The 18,563-nt window shown below is 58.1% G+C and carries 19 protein-coding genes and 1 tRNA gene; 9 read left to right on the top strand and 11 right to left on the bottom strand.

Translation table 11 applies throughout. From position 1 onward, the window contains the following. Positions 1–83 precede the first annotated feature (83 nt). Positions 84–1,604 (bottom strand): efflux transporter outer membrane subunit, encoded by a 1,521-nt coding sequence (locus Absy_RS12545; protein WP_245614842.1) that lies wholly within the window; start codon positions 1,602–1,604, stop codon positions 84–86. A gap of 137 nt (positions 1,605–1,741) precedes the next feature. On the opposite strand from Absy_RS12545, the gene Absy_RS12540 reads away from it, so the two are divergent. Continuing rightward, positions 1,742–2,389 carry a TetR/AcrR family transcriptional regulator gene (locus Absy_RS12540; protein ID WP_048855076.1) on the top strand — a complete coding sequence of 216 codons (648 nt, stop codon included), beginning with the start codon at positions 1,742–1,744 and terminating at the stop codon, positions 2,387–2,389. Positions 2,390–2,458: 69 nt separating this feature from the next. Here the strand turns inward: Absy_RS12540 and Absy_RS12535 are convergent, their stop codons facing one another. From Absy_RS12535 to Absy_RS12510, 6 genes are all read right to left on the bottom strand, one after another. Continuing rightward, positions 2,459–3,385 carry an FAD-binding protein gene (locus Absy_RS12535; protein ID WP_048855075.1) on the bottom strand — a complete coding sequence of 309 codons (927 nt, stop codon included), beginning with the start codon at positions 3,383–3,385 and terminating at the stop codon, positions 2,459–2,461. Positions 3,386–3,387: 2 nt separating this feature from the next. After that, on the bottom strand, positions 3,388–4,137 hold the full coding sequence (locus Absy_RS12530; protein WP_048855074.1) for an electron transfer flavoprotein subunit beta/FixA family protein: 750 nt from the start codon (positions 4,135–4,137) through the stop codon (positions 3,388–3,390). A gap of 63 nt (positions 4,138–4,200) precedes the next feature. Beyond that, complete coding sequence (locus Absy_RS12525) at positions 4,201–5,838, bottom strand: electron transfer flavoprotein-ubiquinone oxidoreductase (RefSeq protein WP_048855073.1); 1,638 nt, start codon at positions 5,836–5,838, stop codon at positions 4,201–4,203. 114 nt (positions 5,839–5,952) lie between these two features. Continuing rightward, complete coding sequence (locus tag Absy_RS12520) at positions 5,953–6,630, bottom strand: 2OG-Fe(II) oxygenase (RefSeq protein ID WP_052945770.1); 678 nt, start codon at positions 6,628–6,630, stop codon at positions 5,953–5,955. Between the two features lie 159 nt (positions 6,631–6,789). Continuing rightward, on the bottom strand, positions 6,790–8,181 hold the full coding sequence (gene hemN / locus Absy_RS12515; RefSeq protein ID WP_048855072.1) for an oxygen-independent coproporphyrinogen III oxidase: 1,392 nt from the start codon (positions 8,179–8,181) through the stop codon (positions 6,790–6,792). 9 nt (positions 8,182–8,190) lie between these two features. Further along, on the bottom strand, positions 8,191–9,024 hold the full coding sequence (locus Absy_RS12510; RefSeq protein ID WP_048855071.1) for an OmpW/AlkL family protein: 834 nt from the start codon (positions 9,022–9,024) through the stop codon (positions 8,191–8,193). Between the two features lie 301 nt (positions 9,025–9,325). Between Absy_RS12510 and Absy_RS12505 the strand changes: the two genes are divergently transcribed. Continuing rightward, positions 9,326–10,108 (top strand): Crp/Fnr family transcriptional regulator, encoded by a 783-nt coding sequence (locus tag Absy_RS12505; RefSeq protein ID WP_245614841.1) that lies wholly within the window; start codon positions 9,326–9,328, stop codon positions 10,106–10,108. A 122-nt stretch (positions 10,109–10,230) separates the two neighbouring features. Here the strand turns inward: Absy_RS12505 and Absy_RS12500 are convergent, their stop codons facing one another. Then, complete coding sequence (locus tag Absy_RS12500) at positions 10,231–11,805, bottom strand: Do family serine endopeptidase (protein ID WP_048855070.1); 1,575 nt, start codon at positions 11,803–11,805, stop codon at positions 10,231–10,233. A 184-nt stretch (positions 11,806–11,989) separates the two neighbouring features. Further along, on the bottom strand, positions 11,990–12,481 hold the full coding sequence (locus Absy_RS12495; RefSeq protein WP_048855091.1) for a nucleoside deaminase: 492 nt from the start codon (positions 12,479–12,481) through the stop codon (positions 11,990–11,992). A 219-nt stretch (positions 12,482–12,700) separates the two neighbouring features. On the opposite strand from Absy_RS12495, the gene Absy_RS12490 reads away from it, so the two are divergent. The 7 genes from Absy_RS12490 (at position 12,701) to Absy_RS12460 (ending at position 16,652) form a co-directional block, all read left to right on the top strand. Then, positions 12,701–12,856, top strand: a complete 156-nt coding sequence (locus Absy_RS12490; protein WP_173957588.1) for a hypothetical protein — start codon at positions 12,701–12,703, stop codon at positions 12,854–12,856. 129 nt (positions 12,857–12,985) lie between these two features. After that, a complete protein-coding gene (locus tag Absy_RS12485) occupies positions 12,986–13,717 on the top strand; it encodes a gamma-glutamyl-gamma-aminobutyrate hydrolase family protein (protein ID WP_048855069.1) in 732 nt (243 codons plus the stop codon). Further along, complete coding sequence (locus Absy_RS12480; RefSeq protein ID WP_048855068.1) at positions 13,714–14,490, top strand: pseudouridine synthase; 777 nt, start codon at positions 13,714–13,716, stop codon at positions 14,488–14,490. The genes Absy_RS12485 and Absy_RS12480 overlap by 4 nt, the downstream gene beginning before the upstream one ends. Further along, positions 14,490–15,089 carry a 16S rRNA (guanine(966)-N(2))-methyltransferase RsmD gene (rsmD, locus tag Absy_RS12475; RefSeq protein WP_048855067.1) on the top strand — a complete coding sequence of 200 codons (600 nt, stop codon included), beginning with the start codon at positions 14,490–14,492 and terminating at the stop codon, positions 15,087–15,089. The genes Absy_RS12480 and rsmD overlap by 1 nt, the downstream gene beginning before the upstream one ends. A 93-nt stretch (positions 15,090–15,182) precedes the next feature. Next, positions 15,183–15,752, top strand: a complete 570-nt coding sequence (gene ssb / locus Absy_RS12470; RefSeq protein WP_048855066.1) for a single-stranded DNA-binding protein — start codon at positions 15,183–15,185, stop codon at positions 15,750–15,752. Between the two features lie 343 nt (positions 15,753–16,095). Then, positions 16,096–16,509, top strand: a complete 414-nt coding sequence (dksA, locus tag Absy_RS12465) for an RNA polymerase-binding protein DksA (protein WP_025828648.1) — start codon at positions 16,096–16,098, stop codon at positions 16,507–16,509. A 68-nt stretch (positions 16,510–16,577) separates the two neighbouring features. Then, positions 16,578–16,652 (top strand) — tRNA-Thr (locus Absy_RS12460). 168 nt (positions 16,653–16,820) lie between these two features. Here Absy_RS12460 and Absy_RS12455 read toward each other — a convergent pair. Both Absy_RS12455 and tyrS read right to left on the bottom strand, forming a co-directional pair. Next, complete coding sequence (locus Absy_RS12455) at positions 16,821–17,240, bottom strand: hypothetical protein (protein ID WP_084597188.1); 420 nt, start codon at positions 17,238–17,240, stop codon at positions 16,821–16,823. A 28-nt stretch (positions 17,241–17,268) separates the two neighbouring features. Next, positions 17,269–18,531 carry a tyrosine--tRNA ligase gene (gene tyrS, locus Absy_RS12450; protein ID WP_048855064.1) on the bottom strand — a complete coding sequence of 421 codons (1,263 nt, stop codon included), beginning with the start codon at positions 18,529–18,531 and terminating at the stop codon, positions 17,269–17,271. Between the last annotated feature and the right edge of the window lie 32 nt (positions 18,532–18,563).

The following is an 18,563-nucleotide window of genomic DNA, read 5'->3' as shown; positions in this document are numbered from 1 at the left end:
TCCATACACAAACATTCCTACACCATAATAAAATCAGGGGCTTAGAACGCTACGGCGGTTTTAAAATACCCTCCCCCCAACCATTAGGTATGTTTGGGCTGAACCTGCGGGAAGGTTGTCTCCCACCCACCACCAAGTGCGTTATACAGCCGCACCAGATCATCGGAGATATTAGCCGTACTTTCAGCCAGACTGGTCTGGGAGGAAAGAACCCGCCGTTGCGCATCCAGCACCTGCAGATAATTCTGCAATCCGCTCCTGTACTGGCTTTGGGCCAGAACCATGGCACGCCTGTCTGCCGCGACCTGCTCTACCAGCCGTTGGTTTTTTTTCTGTTCCGCCTGATAGGCTGTCAGGGCGTTATCCACCTCACGCCAGGCATTCAGCACCGTTTTGCGGTATTGCAGGGCTGCAGCCTTCTGCGATGCTTTTTTCATCTGCAACTGCCCGGTCAGGCGGCCACCCTGAAAAATGGGAATAGTGATGGATGGCCCCACATTCCACATACGTGAACTCCACATCCCCATATCGCGGAAAGAAAAGGACTGAAGCCCAAACCCCGCATCGATTGTGACCTTGGGGTAAAAATCCGCGATTGCCTGACCCACTTCGGCCGTGGCGGCATGGAGTTCTGCCTCTGCCTCCCGAATATCGGGCCTGCGGTGTGCCAGTTCAGATGGCAGACCAATAGGCACCGCAGGCGGTACCAGCGGAATACCAGCAGTCTGCACCAGTTCGGCATTCAGTCCGCCGGGGGGGGCACCCATCAGCAGATTGATGGCATTGATCTGCATGGCAATACGTTGCTCATACTGCGGAATAATCGCATTGGTCCGTTGCAGTTCGGACTGTGCGCTATCCACATCCAGTTCACTTACCAGACCACTTTTGTAACGCGACTGACTGAGTTGCAGCAGTTTGGCTGCGGCATCCCGATTCTCGGTGGTAATACGCAACTGCTCCTGCAGGCTGCGCAGGGCCATGTAATCGGAGGCCAGTTCGGCCTGCCGGGCAATCAAGATTCCCCGGCGTTCTTCCATACTGGCATCTGTATAAGACTTGGCGGCCTCATACTGCCGACGGACGCGGCCCCACAGATCCACCTCCCAACTGGCCTGCACGCCATCCTGCCAGTTGTTCAGCAACGGAATGGTGGCATCACCCACTGCCGCAGAATCTGGAATCAAACCCGGCGATTTCGACCCAATACGCTCCACAATCCGCTGCAACTGTCGGCTACTGTGCTGCACACGGCTGTACGAGCCAGACGCGGCAAGGTCGGGAAAACGCTCAGCCCCCGCCAGCAGCAACTGCCCACGGCTGACAGCCAGCTGTTCGGATGCACGCAATACATCCAGGTTCTGGGCCGCCAACCTTTGCTCGAGCGAGGTAAGCTCGGGGTCATGGAACACGGCCCACCACTGAACATCAGGCTCCAGTTCGGTGGGAACACTCAGCGCACTGCTACGTTCCTGCGTTGCCGCCTTCTGCCATTGGGCGGGCGACCACGTCTGGGGCTTTTTGTAATCTGGCCCTACTGCGCATCCTGCCAGAATAAAACTGACTGCCAGTGCGCCTGCCCGCCGTGTATTCCGTCTTGCCACCCGCTTACCCTCGTCGAAATTATGCGCCTGCTTTAATATGCGTTATAACCGCTACGCTGACCGACCCGTTCGGTCAGGGCATACCCTATCGTCTTTCCCTACCGCGTCAATCACAAGTCTCCAAAGCCCGAAAATCCATGGCCTTATCTTCCCCAGTTCCCGCCCCCTCCTGCTCCCCCTGCATGGGGGAGTCCGAAACCAAACGACAACAGATCCTGACTGGTGCCAGCTCGGTATTTGCCGAACATGGTTATGAGGGCGCCAGCATGTCCGCCATTGCGCGGCAGGCCGGTGTATCCAAGGGAACGCTGTATAATTACTTTGCCAACAAGGCCGACCTGTTTGCCGCTTTTGTGGAGCAGCGCTGCCGCGAAAAGCTGCCGGTAGCCCTTGCCCCTGTGCAGGAAAACGCCCCCCCGCGTGAGATATTGACCGCCGTGGCCCGTGCCATGGTACGGCTGATTACCCAACCAGACAGTCTGATGCTCTACCGGATCATTGTTTCCGAAGCGCCGCGTTTTCCCCAGCTTGGAGCAATATTCTGGGAGAACGGCCCCCGAGTCGCCATTGCCACGCTGGCCAACTGGATTCGTGAGCAGGAAGCCCGCGGCACGCTGACAACAGAAGACCCGGTTTTTGCCGCCGAGCAGTTTTTTGCACTATGCCAGACGCGCATTGCCCACCTCAGGCGCTTTAACCTGAGCAGCGGGACCAACAGTACGGATGAGGAAAAAGTCATCCACGCTGCGGTCAAAGTTTTTATGGCTGCCTACGGTTCAAAATAACGGCGCAAAAAAGCCCGTACACCACACGGGCATACGGGCCTTTTAATGCTCAGCATTATGGAAGAGCGCTTACTTTTTAAGCGCTTCCACCAACTGCGGCACAACCTCGAACAGGTCACCCACAATGCCGTAATCCGCGACCTGAAAAATTGGGGCTTCGGGGTCTTTATTAACCGCAACAATTACGCGGCTGTCCTTCATCCCTGCCAGATGCTGGATAGCGCCGGAAATACCGAACGCCATATACAGTTCCGGTGCAACAATCTTGCCGGTCTGACCAACCTGCAATTCGTTGGGCACAAAACCCGAATCCACTGCCGCGCGGGATGCGCCAACAGCCGCGCCCAGAGCATCGGCCAGCGGGTCGAGCGCGTGGAATTTTTCCTCGCTGCCCATACCGCGCCCACCAGACACCACAACACGAGCCGATTCCAGATCGGGGCGTGCGGAATCGGAAAGCTGGACTGCCTCAAAACGGGACACGTCTGGGCTTTCCACCGCTGCCACAACCTCAACAGGTGCGCTACCCCCTTCTGCCGCTGCGGCATCAAACGATGCGCTACGCACAGTCAGAACTTTTTTGGCATCGGCAGAACGTACCGTAGCCAAGGCATTGCCAGCGTAAATCGGGCGTACAAAGGTCTGTGCATCCACAATGCTCACCACATCGGGAATAGGCTGCACATCCAGCAGGGCGGCTGCACGGGGCAGCACGTTTTTGCCCGTTGCACCCGCAGCAGCCACAACATGGTCGTAGCTGGCAGCCAGCGAAGCCACAAGAGCGGCCAGAGGTTCGGCCAGTTCGTGGGCATAGCGGGCATCTGCCGCGTGCAGCACCTTGGAAACACCAGCAATGCGGCTGGCAGCCTGTGCCAGAGCGGCATCGCCCGTAACCAGCACATGCACATCACCCAGACGGGCGGCGGCGGTTACAGCAGAAAGGGCTGCCTTTCTGATCTGCCCGCCTTCATGATCCAGAAGAACAAGAGCGGTCATGTTCAGATCACCTTTGCTTCGTTGCGCAGTTTTTCCACCAGCTCCGTTGCGGAGCCAAGCTTGATGCCTGCCTTGCGTTCCGTCGGTTCAGCAACGGAAACAATGGTCAGGCGTGGTGCCATGTCCACCCCAAGGTCAGCGGCTGGAATGGTTTCCAACGGCTTTTTCTTGGCTTTCATAATATTGGGCAGGGACGCATAGCGCGGTTCGTTCAACCGCAGATCCGCCGTAACAATGGCCGGAAGAACCAGCGAAACCTGTTCCGTTCCGCCATCAATTTCGCGGCTGACCAGCACGCGGCCATCGGCAACATCCACCTTGCTGGCAAATGTGCCCTGACCCCAACCCAGCAGACCTGCCAGCATCTGGCCGGTTGCATTCATGTCGTCATCAATGGCCTGCTTGCCCAGCACAACCAGTGAGGGGCCTTCTTTTTCGACCAGCTTTTTAAGCACTTTGGCAACGGCAAGAGGTTCGGGGCTTTCTTCCGTCAGGACCAGAATAGCCCGGTCAGCGCCCATGGCCATGGCGGTACGCAGGGTATCCTGCGCCTGCTGCACACCGATGGACACAACAACGACTTCGGAAGCAGCGCCTTTTTCACGCAGGCGCACGGCTTCCTCAACCGCAATTTCGTCAAACGGGTTCATGGACATCTTGACGCCAGCGGTTTCCACTCCGCTGCCATCCGCCTTGACGCGCGGTTTGATGTTGTAATCAACAACCCGCTTTACAGGTACGAGTATCTTCATGACTTCTTTCGCTTGCAGACGCAGGATGGTTCGGACGATGCTTTATCGTACTTTGAGCAAAATTCACATACCAGCCGGATAATTGGGCCCACCACCCCCTTCTGGCGTGGTCCAGTCTATATTCTGGGTGGGGTCCTTAATGTCGCACGTTTTGCAATGTACGCAGTTCTGAGCGTTGATTTGCAGATGTGGGTCTGTCTGCTCGTCCGCCACTTCGTACACACCTGCGGGGCAATAACGCGCCTCCGGTGCACGGAACACATCCCAGTTGACCGTTTTCCACAACGACGGATTTTTCAACCGCAGATGAACGGGCTGATCTTCCTCATGATTGGTGGCGGACAAAAAGACGGAGGACAGGCGGTCGAACGTCAGCTTGCCATCGGGCTTGGGGTAAAAGGGCTTTGTGCACAGATCGGCCGCCCGCAGGGTGTCGTTATCCTGATGTTTGAAGTGCAGCGTCCATGGTGCGCGGCCACGCAGCAGCATGGCATCCAGCCCGGCATACACAGCTCCACCCTTAGCCCCGAACCGGGCAAAAGCAGGACGAATGTTCCGTGCTGCGCGCAGTTCCTGCCACAACCATGACCGGCGGACTTTTTCGGTCAAGGCCGCGGGTTCTACCCGATCGGTCTTTATGGCTTCCACCACGGCTTCCGCTGCCAGCATACCTGACTTCATGGCCGTATGGGTGCCTTTGATCTTGGGCACATTCAGGAACCCTGCCGAATCCCCGATCAATGCACCACCGGGGAAAGTCAGGCGTGGTATGGACTGCAACCCACCCTCGGACAAAGCCCGCGCGCCATAGGAAATACGACGCCCGCCCTCAAGATGTTTACGAAACGCCGGGTGCAGTTTGACGCGCTGCATTTCCTCAAACGGGGAAAGCCATGTGTTGGCGTAATCCAGCCCGATAACAAAGCCGTAGGACACAAGATTATCGCCAAAATGGTAGAGCCATGCGCCGCCATAGGTCTTGTCATCCAGTGGCCAGCCAAAGCTGTGCTGCACCAGACCGGGGCGATGGTTCTCGGCCGGAATTTCCCACACTTCCTTAATGCCTAGGCCATAGGTCTGTGGGTCCACCTCTTTACGCAGGTCATAGTGCGCCATGACCTGTTTGGTCAGGGAGCCACGGCAGCCTTCTGCAAACAGGGTGTAGCGGCCACGCAGTTCCATACCGGGCTGGTAGTTGGGGCCGGGTTTGCCATCACGGCCCACTCCCATGTCCCCTGTTGCCACACCCACCACACGGTTATGTTCAATCAGCACCTCAGCACCAGCAAAACCGGGGTAAATTTCCACCCCCAGTTCCTCGGCCTGTACGGCCAGCCAGCGGCAGACTTCACCCAGGCTGACAATGAAATTCCCGTGGTTAGCCATGTGCGGCATAACCTTATCCAGCATGGGCACACGGATGCTGCCTGTTTCGGTCAGGTACAGCATGTCTTCCGCCGTAACGGGTGTATTCAACGGTGCGCCACGTTCGCGCCAGTCTGGCAGCAGTTCAGCCAGAGCACGCGGTTCAATAACCGCACCGGATACGATGTGCGCCCCGATCTCGCTCCCTTTTTCAATCAGGCAGACACTGGTTTGCGGCGAAAGCTGGCGCAGGCGAATGGCGGCAGCCAGTCCGGCGGGACCACCGCCAACAATGACAACATCGAACTCCATCGACTCACGCGCAGGTTCACTCATTCCCGTTTTATCCCCGTTGAATTTTTTGTAGTTTTCCTAAACCCGATTTGTCACAGAATTGCAAAAAACGGGCCCCCCGGCCCGTTTTGCGCTATTTCCGCCAAACAGGAAAGATCAGGACCGGGCCATGCGCGGTCCAAAGGCCAGTTCGTGCACGGCCCGCCAGTTTTTATCGACAAAATTAACAATAAGGGTCCGCCGCGTACCCCGGATGGGCCGCTGCACAAAGCCATGCCATGTTTTGTCCGATGGAATGAACAAAACAGCGGAATTAAAGGCCCCCGATGCCCGGGCAACAGACTCGCCTTGCGGGGTCATCAGATCCGTACCCCACTGCCCTGCCTCCTCCCCCGTGGAAAGGGAGATCAGCAATGTCAGTTTTTTCGCCCCAATATCCGTATGGGGTTCCAGCCAGAATCCATCCGTATCTAGGCATAGCTCAAGCCGCAGAGCCGCTTCCTCCAACGGGCTTTTGCACACCGTCTCAAAAGTTCTGCGCATGACTTCGCTATCAAGCTGCCGGGCCATGCGGTCCAGCCGGGCATCCCTTGCGCGGGCCGGTGGGTCCACAAACACACGGAAGGCATTACGGGTTTCCCGCCGTCCACCAACATCGCCCGCTATGGCGGCTTCTCCGGGGTTCCATTCCAGCAGCGCCTCGCACGCGGCTGGCTCCAGCACATTCTCCAACATCCAATGCGGGAACGGGTGCGAAGAGATCGGGGTATGGGCCAGACTGTCCGGCAGGGCAAAATGACCGCTCTGGCCGGGCATGGGCACATGAGAACACATAATGTCCGATCCTTCCGCTGAAGCAAAAAACAGGCTTTGGAACCAGAGATACGAGGCTTTCTGGAGCATAGCCTCTGCGGTTCAGAAGCTTTCCTCCATGCGCCAAAATAACAGGATGATCAAGTTGCATGGCAGAAATGCCAATTTTAACGATCTATTTTACAAGGCACCAGAAAAACGCGGTGCCGGAGCTTTGCCTGCACTTGCGGCTGCCAGTTCTTTTTTTCTCGTATCAAAAACTGCGGCAACATTGCGCAGGAAGGGGCGACCTTTTTCTGTCACTTCAATCCGGCTGTTGGTGCGGGTAATCAGCCCATCGCGCTCAAACAGGCTCAGGCTTGCCAGTTCCTCGGCAAATCCTGCCAGCCCCGGATTATCGGGCAACGTAGGAGCGTTCAGGTCAACCGCCAGATCACACATGATCCGTTCGATAATAGCCGCCCTGCACCGGTCATCAGCCGTACAGGCCACCCCCCGGATAACCGGCAAATCACCCGAATCGGCCAGTGCCCGTGCATAGGGTGCAACGGCTGGAATGTTCTGCGCAAACCCTGCGGGCATCATGGAAATGGCCGAAGCCCCCATACCCAGCAGAACCGGGCAGGAATCGGTCGTATAACCCTGAAAATTACGGTGTAGGGTGCCAGCCGTGGCCGCCTTTGCCAAAGCATCCGTGGGTAGGGCATAATGGTCCAGACCGACGGGCTGATACCCCTGTGCCTGCAAAACCGCATCGATTTGCGCACGCTGGGCCAACCGTTCGGGCGAAGCAGGCAACGCAGCCTCTGGAATAAGCTTCTGGCGCTTCTGCTTCCATGGAATATGGGCATACCCAAACACAGCCAGACGATCGGGGCGAAGGGAGGCAATCTGGCGTGCCGTCTCCCCCACGCTCTCCACCGTCTGGTAAGGCAGGCCATAAATCAGATCGATGTTGACACCGCTCACACCGGCATCGCGCACCTGCTGGATGCAGCTTTGTGTCTGCTCAAAGGACTGGTGGCGTCCGCAGGCTTCCTGCACCTTTTCGTCCAGATCCTGCACACCAAGGCTGATGCGGTTAAAGCCCAGATCACCCAACAGGGCGGGATAACCCTGCGGCACGTGGCGCGGGTCCATCTCCATGGCCAGTTCGGCCTGATCTGCAAAACGGAAAAACGTGCGGACCGCACGCATAAGCTGCCGGAGCGATGCGGCAGGCAATGTTGTGGGCGTCCCCCCCCCAAACTGGAGATGGTGCACCACACGCTGCTCGCCCGTTAAGGCAACGACCCGGCGCATTTCCTCGCGCAGCAGGTCACCATAGGCAACACGCCCATCCTCATGCCGCATAACGGATGTATTGCACCCACAAAACCGGCACAGTTCATCACAGAAGGGAACATGAAAATAAAGCGAGACAGGCAGGTCCGCTGGCAGCGTGCGCAGCCAGCCTTCCACATCCTGCGCCCCAACCGCATCCGAAAAGCTGGCTGCGGTCGGGTAACTGGTATAGCGCGGCAGATTCCCGCCGTAGCGGGAGATCAGGTCAGAGACGGTGTCCGCGCTCATCAGCTTAGATCAGAAGCGGTATGCAATACCGGCGGACACCACGGTGGGGTCCAGGGATTCGTGGGCTTTGACGCGCACGGTGCTGCCAGCAACCAGGCTGTCCAGAGCGCCACCTTTGCCCCATGCATGCATACGGACGAACATCTGCTTGACGTCTGCGTTGAAGAACCAGTTACCAACGATCTGGTAGTCAAAGCCAACGTTAACAGACGGACCACCGGTAAAGCCGGAGTTCAGCTTAATGCCATCCGCACCATGCATGTTGTGGAACCACATAGCTGTCGCACCAACGCCAACATACGGGTTAAAGCGCTTGTTGGGGCGGAAATGCCAGGCGAACGTCAGGGTCGGGGGCAGAACCCATGCAGAGCCGATATCCGTCTTATGGGACCCTGTAAGGCCAGCCAGAGTGCCGCCTTCAGCCGAAACTTCATGACGGGTGCTGGTGGCAATCAGGTCAACAGACAGGTTGTTGGTGATGAAGTATTCAACCGTCAGTTCCGGCATAGCCTGATTGGTGGTGGAAGTGCGGGTGCCGTTCAGATGAGCATAAGCACCACCGTTCACGCTTGCGCTCACGCCATGGTTGTCACGGTCCTGCGGCAGAACACCAACGCCCGACAGGCGGATCATGATATCGCCCTTGCTCAGACCGATCTTGGTGCTGGCGCAGGTTTCAAAAATACCACAATGGCCAGAAGGTTTCTGCGCATCGGGGATACGGTTCATGACCGGAGCATTAACGTAGGCAGCATTGGGAACTGCTGTCTGCGCCTGTGCTGCACCTGTAAGGGCGGCCACACCAGCCACTGTGGCTGTCAGAAAGGAACGGAACTTGACCATTGCGATTTGTCTCTTCCACTGCACTGTAATTCTGTGCGGGAAAGACCATGCTCGGGCCAATGCAGCCTTGATGTAGATCAAGTTCTCGGCACACGGTAGAAGATGAGTTAAAACTGTGTCATTTTAACCACAGACGTTGCTTTGGCTTTTCTTGCAGTTCTGTCCTGCAATTAAAATAATCCCACGGTATGATTGATTTATGTCAACACAAGTTCAATGTTGCTTGGTGGGCCTTAACCGCCCCAACCGTTATAACAAGGCCATAACAGGTTAATACTAAACGGTTTTCTGGATTTATCGCATGACTTTTCCCTCCCCAACATCCGCCCTTCCGCCCGTTGGTGGGGTGGTTCCCGCCTCCAAAACGGATTTGGATGTCATGCGTTGCCTTGTGTGTGACATACGGAACAGAAGCCTGTGCAACAGCATGGATGAGGAGGGGCTGGCAGCCCTTGCCCATTCTTCCCGCCAGTTAATCCTGCCACCAAGCACGACCATTATTGAGGAAGGGGAGCCAGCACTGGCCTTTTTCAATGTGACTCGCGGGACCGTCAAACTGTTCAAGTCCCTCCCCGATGGCCGTAGGCAGATTACGGGTTTTGCCGATGCGGGGCAGTTTTTGGGCCTGAGCACGGCACAGACCTACTCTTTTGGGGCAGAAACGGTAGATAACGTGCGCCTGTGCCGCTTTATGCGCCCGCAGCTTGAAACACTGCTGAGTGACTACCCTACCTTTGAACGCAGCCTGCTGGCGGCCGTAACCGACAAGCTGGCCGAAGCGCAGGAACAGATGCTGCTGCTGGGCCGCAAAACCGCGCGGGAAAAAGTCGCTACATTTCTGCTTGATCGGATGAAAGCGTTCCACCTCACCGCCAACCGGCGGCAGGAGGCGGAGACTCTGGCTTCTGTCCCCATGACACGGGTGGATATTGCCGATTATCTGGGCCTGACGATTGAAACAGTCAGCCGCACCATTAGTGCCTTCCGCCGCGACCATCTGATTGCAAGTGCTGAAAACCATCGGATCCGTATTTTATCCGTTGCGACCCTGGCCAACATTGCGTCCGGGCAAAAGGCCGAATAACCCACCCGGCCCCTCAGCCACGGCCAAAGCCCCCACCGCAGCATAAGCAGCCGCGTTACAAAAAAGGGCCGACTCCAGATGGAGCCGACCCGTCGTCCGATATTTATACCGATCAGGGGTGATCAGTTATCGTCGTCATCCCCACCCATATTGTTATCGGTTGGCACACCCGCAGTGCTGCCATCGGGCGAAATGGCAATAAACAGCGATTGTCCTTCTCGCAGAATACGCAGCAGAAGCGGTTTTTTGGCTGCCATGGCGGTTTTAATCAGCCCCACCGCAGCCTTGGGCGCATCCACCGGCTGGCTCCCCACGGACTGAATGACATCCCCCGGACGAATGCCAGCCTGATCAGCCGGAGACCCGGCCTCCACATCACTCACCACAACACCATGTGCATCCTGCGGCAGACCAAGCTGCTGGCGCGTGTCGCGGTTAAGGGGGGCCAGAGCAATACCAAGATGCTGCCCACCCGCTGCGGTGGAGGCTTTGCCTGTGTCCCCGGTGGCCGTGGCAAGGTTGCCAATCTTGGTTGTCAGTGTCTGTGCCTTACCAGCCCGTATAAAGCCGATTGTCACCTGTGTGCCCGGTGGCACTGCCGCCACACGCACGGCCAGATCATGCGGAGTGCTGATTTTTTGGCCATTAAATTCGGTAATGACGTCCTCAGCTTTTAAGCCTGCTTTTTCCGCCGGGCTATCCTGGCTTACGCTGGCCACCAGCGCACCGGCTGGCGGTGCCCCTGCCACAGCAGGCGCGGGCAAGTTAAGCGCGCTCGCCATAACAGGCGAAATAACCTGCGCATTCACCCCAAGGTAGCCACGCACGACATGCCCGGTCTTGCGCAGCTGGTCCACAACACTGCGCACCGTATCGGACGGAATAGCAAAGCCAATACCAATAGACCCCCCACCGGATGGGGAGAGAATGGCGGTGTTCACACCCACCACCTTGCCATCCTGCGTAAAGAGCGGTCCACCGGAGTTCCCACGGTTAATGGGGGCATCGACCTGAATAAAGTTGTCGTATGGCCCTTCGTTAATATCGCGCCCACGGGCGGAAACAATACCAGCGGTTACCGTGCCACCCAGCCCGTAGGGATTGCCAACCGCAATCACCCATTCACCCGGCTGCACATCATCCGACTCGCCCAGTTCAATAAAGGGGAGCTTTTGCGTGGGTGTGACCTTGAGCAGGGCAAGATCGGTCTTGCCATCGCGGCCAACAACCTTGGCTGGCAGGGTTGTGCCATCATCCAGCGTTACGGTGACCTTGGTCGCCCCTTTAACCACATGGTTGTTGGTCACCACATAACCATCAGCCGAGATAACAAAGCCCGACCCGCGTGCTTCAATCAGCTGTTTGGAGGGCTGGGGCATCATCTGGAACGGGAAGGGGAACGGAAAAGGCCCACCTCCTCCCATGCCCATGCTGCCGCCTTCGCCTTCCACGGCATCGGAGCGGATCATGGAGGTAATGGACACCACAGCGGGTTTGACCTGTTTGACCAGTTCCACAAAATCGGGAATCCGCTGGGCTGGGCCGCTCGGCTTGATCATGCTGGACGTATCTGCCCAGGATTGGGAGCCAGCCCACGGTCCGGCAGCCGAAACCAGCATACACCCTGCAAGCAGGGCTTTGGTCCAGTTACGGCGGCTGCCATGCTTGCAAACGTTTGTCACAGATTTTTCCGACATCACGATCTTGACTGTTCCTTGTTCTACCCAAGCAGGACACACGCGGGGCGATCCCGGCCTACTCAGCGACTCCGTGCGCCAGTTACAGCCACCGGAGCCTGCGCCACCTTACGCCCCGAAGGCTAACATGGTTTCTTTCGGGGGAAAAAAAAGCCCTTCAGCCGCCCATTCGCCCGCTTTTTAATTATGCTGGCCCGGACGGGTCCTTGCTCCGCAATGCCAGAAAAAACTGTTTGAGCAGGCGCGCAGCCTCCTGCTCACGCACCCCCCCCACAATATCGGGGCGGTGCAGCGCCTCCGCGCGGTAGGGCAGACGCGGGCCATGTTCCACCGCGCCCCCTTTGGGGTCATACGCCCCAAACACCAGCCGCCCGACCCTAAAATGAGCCATGGCGGCAGCACACATGGGGCAGGGTTCGAGCGAGACAACCAGCGTGCAATCCGCCAGCCTTTGGCCGTGGCGCTGGCGCACGGCCTCACGCATGACCAGCATTTCCGCATGGGCAGAGGGGTCGTGCAGTTCTTCCACCCTGTTACCAGCCTGTGCCAGCACGTGGCCCTGTGCATCCAGCAGTACGGCCCCTACCGGCACCTCTCCCCGGGTGGCGGCATGACGGGCCTGCTGCAAGGCCAGAACCATGCCCTCGCTGGGTGTTGTGCTGTTATTTTCCGCCATGGTCACAACCGTATCACAAAACATTTCAATGGCTTTGTGGTCTGGGGGAAGACCCACAAAGAATTTCCAAACCGAAACATCATATTTTTCTTGCAATCCCAACCACAACTTTGTCATCCTGCCTTAAAGCTGCCACGATCCGTTTTGCAACAAACTGTGATCCTTCATTACGGACCGAGGTTCGCTGGCCCCATACTCTTGGCTGGAAAGGTCGGAACCATGCATTCTCTGTCTTTCATTCTGGCTGCGGCAGCAATGGGATTTGGTCTTGCCGTTGCGGACAGACTGCCTAGCGAGTCCTCCGCCCCTGCTCCTGCGCAAATGGCCAGCACGCACATGCTCCCGCGGAGCATTCCATCGTTTTTGACCCGCTAGGCAACGCAACCGCTTGCCAGACGGGCAAAACCAGACGCGAAAAGATGCAAAACCCTGCAACCTGTGGCACCTGACACAGAAGAGCTAGCTTTCGTTTTTTCTTGGCTTTTCGTGCAGGACCACAGGCTTATGGCAGAAGAACGCCCCGTTATTGGCATTACCCTTGATCTGGAAGAGGGGAATGCCGCTGCGTATTCGCGCTTTGAATGGTGTGCCCTGCGTGAGAATTACCTGAGCGCGGTTGCAACGGCTGGAGGGCTGCCACTGGCCCTGCCCCTTTTTCCACAACTTGCGCCCGACTATGTGGCCAGGCTGGATGGACTGCTCATAACCGGTGGGGCGTTTGATATTGACCCCGCACTGTATGGCGCGACCGAACGCCATACCAGCGTAACCCTGCGGCCCCGCCGCACACGGGCGGAAAGTGCTTTGCTGGCTGCCGCCTTGCAGCGCAACATTCCCGTTCTGGGTATTTGCGGGGGAATGCAGCTTATCGCCGTGGCCCTTGGTGCAACGCTTATCCAGCACATTCCGGACACCTACCCCAATGCCCTCCCCCATGAGCAGCCCAACCCACGGGATGAGGCCAGCCATGGTGTGGACATTCAGCCCAACACCCGTTTAGCCCACCTGCTTGGGGGCGCCCGGCGCATTGGTGTAAACTCGGCCCACCATCAGGCCGTCTGCACCAGTGGGCGGGGACGGGTGAATGCCATTGCGGAAGATGGCGTGATAGAAGGCATAGAAGACCCGGATCACCGTTTTTGTCTTGGGGTGCAATGGCACCCGGAATTTGGCATAGACCCGGCAGACAGAACTCTTTTCAAAGCCTTCATACAGGCATCAGGAGAACAGGCGTGACGCAGGAAGCGCGGGGAGAACGCATTGCAAAGTGGCTGGCACGGTCAGGGGTGGCCAGTCGGCGCGATGCAGAGCGCATGATTGAGGAAGGGCGCGTGCGGCTGAACAGCCAGAGTGTGACGCACCCGGCAACCTTTGTCACGGATGGCGATATTGTTCTGGTGGATAACCAGCCGGTTTCCGCCCCAGAACGCACCAGATTATGGCGCTACCACAAACCCGACGGGCTGGTTACGACCCACAAGGACCCGGAGGGACGACCCACCGTCTTTTCCTCCCTGCCTGAGGGAATGCCCCGTGTGATCAGCGTTGGACGGCTGGACCTGAACAGCGAAGGGCTGCTGCTGCTCACCAACGATGGCGAACTGGCCCGCAGGCTGGAACTCCCCTCCAACGGCTGGCTGCGCCGTTACCGTGTGCGCGTCTTTGGTGTGGTGGACGAGGCCCGTCTGGCCTCCCTCGCTCAGGGCTGTGTGCTTGATGGCGTACGCTATGGCCCCATTGTTGCCTCCCTCGATTCGCGAAAGGGGGACAATGCATGGCTGACGGTCTCCCTCAAGGAAGGCAAAAACCGCGAGATCCGTAAGGTCATGGCGGGGCTGAACCTGCACGTCAGCCGTCTGATCCGCACCAGCTACGGGCCATTCCTCCTTGGTGCGCTGCAAAAAGGTGAACTGGAGGAAATTCCCCCACGCGTACTACGGGACCAGCTCCCCAAAGCGCCGGAAAAAACCACGACTCCACGCACCAGCACACACCGGCAAACGCGCTAATGGTCCGCATTATTGCCGGTACGCGCAAAGGCCGCGTGCTAGCCACCCCCACGGGTGGCACCACACGCCCTACGGCGGACCGTGTCCGCCAGGCGCTGTTTGACGTACTGGCCCATGCACCGTGGGGTGGCCCACCCCTGCTGGAAGATGCCCATGTGCTGGATGCTTTTGCGGGCACCGGCGCCCTTGGGCTGGAAGCACTCTCCCGCGGGGCCGCCCACGCTGTTTTTTTTGAAACCGACCGGCCAGCCCTTGCGGCACTGCGCGCCAACATCCACGCCTGTGGGTGGGAAGAACGCTGCCATGTTTACCCGCGGGATGTTACCAACCCGCCCGCAGCCCGCGCCACACCGGCAACACTGGTTTTTCTGGACCCACCCTACCACAAGGGGCTGCCCACCAAAGCGCTAGAAATCCTTACGGCAAAAGGGTGGATTACCCCCAGCGCCATAGCTGTTATTGAAACCGGGCGGGATGAACCCCTCCCCTTTACGGCAGAAGCAGAGAGCGCCCTACCCTGCGCGCACACGCTTCTGGCCGAACGCCAGCATGGAGCAGCCCGCCTGTCCATCTGGCAACTAGCCAGCGGGGCTGCATAAAAACATATTACAGGCTGGTATCTCATCAGTCTGCTGCGCTACACAGACCGTAACAAAACGGTTTATCAGGTTACAGAGAAGGCAAAGAGACACATGGCTGGAAGCGTTAACAAGGTCATTCTGGTCGGCAATCTGGGCAAAGACCCCGAAGTCCGCTCCAGCCAGAGCGGGCAGAAGATCGTATCCTTCTCACTCGCCACCAGCGACACGTGGAATGACCGCGCATCGGGCGAAAAGCGGGAACGGACGGAATGGCACCGCGTGGTCATTTTTAATGACCGGCTGGCCGATGTAGCCGAACGGTTCCTGCGCAAAGGCCGCAAGGTGTACCTTGAAGGTGCGTTGCAAACCCGCAAATGGACCGATCAGGGCGGGCAGGAACGCTATACGACCGAAGTGATTGTTGACCGCTTCCGCGGCGAACTGGTGCTGCTGGACAGCCGCAATGGCGGTGAGGGCGAAGGCGGCGGCTTTGGCGGTGGCAACGGTGGCAGCAGCTACGGTGGCTACAACACGGGCGGTGGCAATTCGGACTACGGCAACGGTGGTGGCGGCTCATCCTCCTCCCGCCTGCCTGCACCCCAGCGCGGTGGTGGCGGTGCGCCATCTGGTGGCTGGGATGCCTCCGGCAGTGGCGATCTGGATGACGAAATTCCGTTCTAACCCGCTCCGGCCACTTCAACCGTGACCATAGGGGCCGCAACCATGCGGCCCTTTTTTATGCCTGACACCCGGCAAAGAAGACCGCACCCCAGACCCAAGCAAAAAACGGCGACAAGCACCCTCGCTGATACGGCTGAAGGTTTTATTGAAATTTTAATAATCGGATCATTTCTATTTATTACTTTTTCCAAATATCAGTTTTTCTTGATCTTACTGACCGATAATTTCCACTTTTCTTTGCATATCTGTGCATAAAATTCTTGGCGCTGGGGCATGTTGCCGCTATAAGCCGCGTCATTCTTTCAAGGCAGGCTTCCTGTCATTGCAAAGGCTGACGACAGACATGATTACTTTACCGCCAGATTATCGCCCGTCAGAAGATGAAGAGTTCATGAATCCTCTTCAGACGGAGTACTTCCGGCAGAAACTGCTCAAATGGCGTGCGGATCTTTTGAAAGAGGCCGGGGATACCCTAGCCAGCCTTTCCGAAGGGGGCATTCATGAAGCCGACATTACGGACCGCGCCAGCGTGGAAACCGATCGTGCCCTTGAGCTGCGCACGCGTGACCGGGCCCGTAAGCTGATTGGCAAGATCAACCTTGCGCTCCAGCGGGTTGAAAACGGCAGCTATGGTTATTGCGAGGAAACAGGCGAGCCTATTGGCCTGAAGCGTCTGGAAGCCCGCCCCATTGCAACCCTGTCCATTGAGGCGCAGGAACAGCACGAACGCATGGAAAAAACACATAGGGACGATTAATTTTCGTCTTTTTTGTTCTGCCCACTCTTGCGGTGGTCGGCCCAAACGGCTAGAACCCCGCAAGCAGTGCTGCTGTAGCTCAGTGGTAGAGCACTCCCTTGGTAAGGGAGAGGTCGACAGTTCAATCCTGTCCAGCAGCACCAGCAAACTTTTCCCTTAAATTTTATTGTTCTCCGTTTTCATCCTCGCCAAGAGGCATGAGGCGTGTGTGATGCCTTGCATTTGCACCGGCCCGCAGCCCAACAACGGACAGACCATAAAAAAGGCCCCGCACCATGGCGAGGCCTTCCTGAACATATGTCTCCGGACGATCAGCCGCGTGGAGGACCATTAGGGCCACCGCCCCCCGGACCGCCACCATGGCCACCACCGGATGGGCCGCCTCCGTGCGCACCACCGCCACCGGGGCGTTGTCCGCCACCACCACCGGGACCACCCTGACCACCGGGGCCACCTCCGCCGGGGCGTCCTCCGCCACCGGGCCGCGACCACCCGCCGCCATTATGACCACCACCGGGGCGACCAGGCCCCATACCGGGCCTGCCCATGGGGCGCGGAGCAGGGCGAGACCAGCCACCACCGCCGCCGTAACCATAATACTCATCATAACCAAAACTGGACCCGGCATATCCGTACGGATAGTAGGGCCGGGGGCCGGGGCCCGGTCCGGCACAGCCTGCCAGTGTTGTTAAAGTTCCCAATGCAGCCAGACTGCATACAAGACGTTTCATAGTATGGCCTCCTGCTGGTGGCTGGCCGTTAGGAGGCAACCTTGACCAGCACATGATGTTTTTTGCCAGCAGAGAGCCTGATGGCACCGTCCACGCTATCGTGCTCCACAATCAGGCGATTTTCATCCTGTATCACGGCATTGTTGAGGCGGGCGCCCCCACCACGCACCAAACGCCGGGCCTCGCCATTGGTTTTGGCAAGACCTGCCTCCACCAGAAGGCGGAAAACGGGAATCCCTGCTGCCAGTTCGGGTTGGGCAACTTCGTGCACTGGCAAATCTGCGGCCGTTACACGGCCTTCCTCAAACGTCTGACGGGCGGCCTCTGCTGCGGCAAGGGCCGCCTCGCGCCCATGGCACAAGGCTGTGGCCTCGGTCGCCAGTATCTTTTTGGCTTCGTTAATCTCGGCACCCTGCAAATTTTCCAGCCGCGCGCATTCCTCCAGCGGCAGGTCCGTGAACAGGCGTAAAAAGCGGCCCACATCGGCATCTTCCGTATTGCGCCAGAACTGCCAGTAATCGAACACGGGCAGGCGTTTTTCGGACAGCCACACGGCACCGCTGGCCGTTTTGCCCATTTTGGCGCCGGAAGAGGTTGTCAGCAGCGGCGTGGTCAGGCCCATCACGGCTTTCTGGTCGGTTCTGCGCACCAGTTCCACACCGGAGACAATATTACCCCACTGGTCGGACCCACCCAGTTGCAACACCAGCCCATACTGGCGGCTGAGTTCCCTAAAATCGTAGGACTGGAGAATGGAGTAATTGAACTCCAGAAAAGTCAGTCCCTGTTCGCGCTCCAGCCGATTCTTGACAGAATCAAAGGACAACATGCGGTTGATGGAAAAATGCACCCCCACATCGCGCAGCAGATCAATATAGGCCAGCTTGTCCAGCCAATCCGCATTGTTGACCAGCAGCGCATCGGACGCGCCCGTGCCAAAGGTCAGGAACTGCCGCAGGCACCCCTCGATCCCGGCCAGATTGGTCTGGATGATGTCATCCGTCATCAGGCGGCGAGCCTCTTCCCGGAAGGAGGGATCGCCAATGCGCGCCGTGCCGCCCCCAACAAGGGCAATCGGGCGATGGCCGTGCTTTTGCAGCAGCCGCAACATCATAATCTGGATAAGCCCACCCACATGCAGGCTGTCTGCCGTGGGGTCAAAGCCAATATAAGCCGAGATGGACTCCCGTTCCATAAGTGCGTCCAGTGCCTGCGCATCCGTGCACTGGAAAATGAAACCGCGTGCTGCGGCCTCGCGCATGAAAGAACTCCGAAATCCGCTCTCGACCATTTTCCTGTCCCTCTCCTTCGGCCCGCATCAGA

Origin of the sequence: Acetobacter syzygii, assembly GCF_000964225.1 — a bacterium.
GTDB classification, from domain to species: domain Bacteria; phylum Pseudomonadota; class Alphaproteobacteria; order Acetobacterales; family Acetobacteraceae; genus Acetobacter; species Acetobacter syzygii.
This window is presented reverse-complemented; position numbering and strand designations above follow the sequence as displayed.

Bases quoted from the DNA above. Each gene is read 5' to 3' on its own strand.
- Absy_RS12500 (WP_048855070.1), bottom strand. From the start codon at position 11,805: ATGTCGGAAAAATCTGTGACAAACGTTTGCAAGCATGGCAGCCGCCGT.
- ssb (WP_048855066.1), top strand. From the start codon at position 15,183: ATGGCTGGAAGCGTTAACAAGGTCATTCTGGTCGGCAATCTGGGCAAA.
- Absy_RS12520 (WP_052945770.1), bottom strand. From the start codon at position 6,630: ATGTGTTCTCATGTGCCCATGCCCGGCCAGAGCGGTCATTTTGCCCTG.
- hemN (WP_048855072.1), bottom strand. From the start codon at position 8,181: ATGAGCGCGGACACCGTCTCTGACCTGATCTCCCGCTACGGCGGGAAT.
- Absy_RS12490 (WP_173957588.1), top strand. From the start codon at position 12,701: ATGCATTCTCTGTCTTTCATTCTGGCTGCGGCAGCAATGGGATTTGGT.
- rsmD (WP_048855067.1), top strand. From the start codon at position 14,490: ATGGTCCGCATTATTGCCGGTACGCGCAAAGGCCGCGTGCTAGCCACC.
- Absy_RS12530 (WP_048855074.1), bottom strand. From the start codon at position 4,137: ATGAAGATACTCGTACCTGTAAAGCGGGTTGTTGATTACAACATCAAA.
- Absy_RS12510 (WP_048855071.1), bottom strand. From the start codon at position 9,024: ATGGTCAAGTTCCGTTCCTTTCTGACAGCCACAGTGGCTGGTGTGGCC.
- dksA (WP_025828648.1), top strand. From the start codon at position 16,096: ATGATTACTTTACCGCCAGATTATCGCCCGTCAGAAGATGAAGAGTTC.
- Absy_RS12525 (WP_048855073.1), bottom strand. From the start codon at position 5,838: ATGAGTGAACCTGCGCGTGAGTCGATGGAGTTCGATGTTGTCATTGTT.
- Absy_RS12505 (WP_245614841.1), top strand. From the start codon at position 9,326: ATGACTTTTCCCTCCCCAACATCCGCCCTTCCGCCCGTTGGTGGGGTG.
- Absy_RS12455 (WP_084597188.1), bottom strand. From the start codon at position 17,240: ATGAAACGTCTTGTATGCAGTCTGGCTGCATTGGGAACTTTAACAACA.
- Absy_RS12535 (WP_048855075.1), bottom strand. From the start codon at position 3,385: ATGACCGCTCTTGTTCTTCTGGATCATGAAGGCGGGCAGATCAGAAAG.
- Absy_RS12495 (WP_048855091.1), bottom strand. From the start codon at position 12,481: ATGGCGGAAAATAACAGCACAACACCCAGCGAGGGCATGGTTCTGGCC.
- Absy_RS12540 (WP_048855076.1), top strand. From the start codon at position 1,742: ATGGCCTTATCTTCCCCAGTTCCCGCCCCCTCCTGCTCCCCCTGCATG.
- tyrS (WP_048855064.1), bottom strand. From the start codon at position 18,531: ATGGTCGAGAGCGGATTTCGGAGTTCTTTCATGCGCGAGGCCGCAGCA.
- Absy_RS12485 (WP_048855069.1), top strand. From the start codon at position 12,986: ATGGCAGAAGAACGCCCCGTTATTGGCATTACCCTTGATCTGGAAGAG.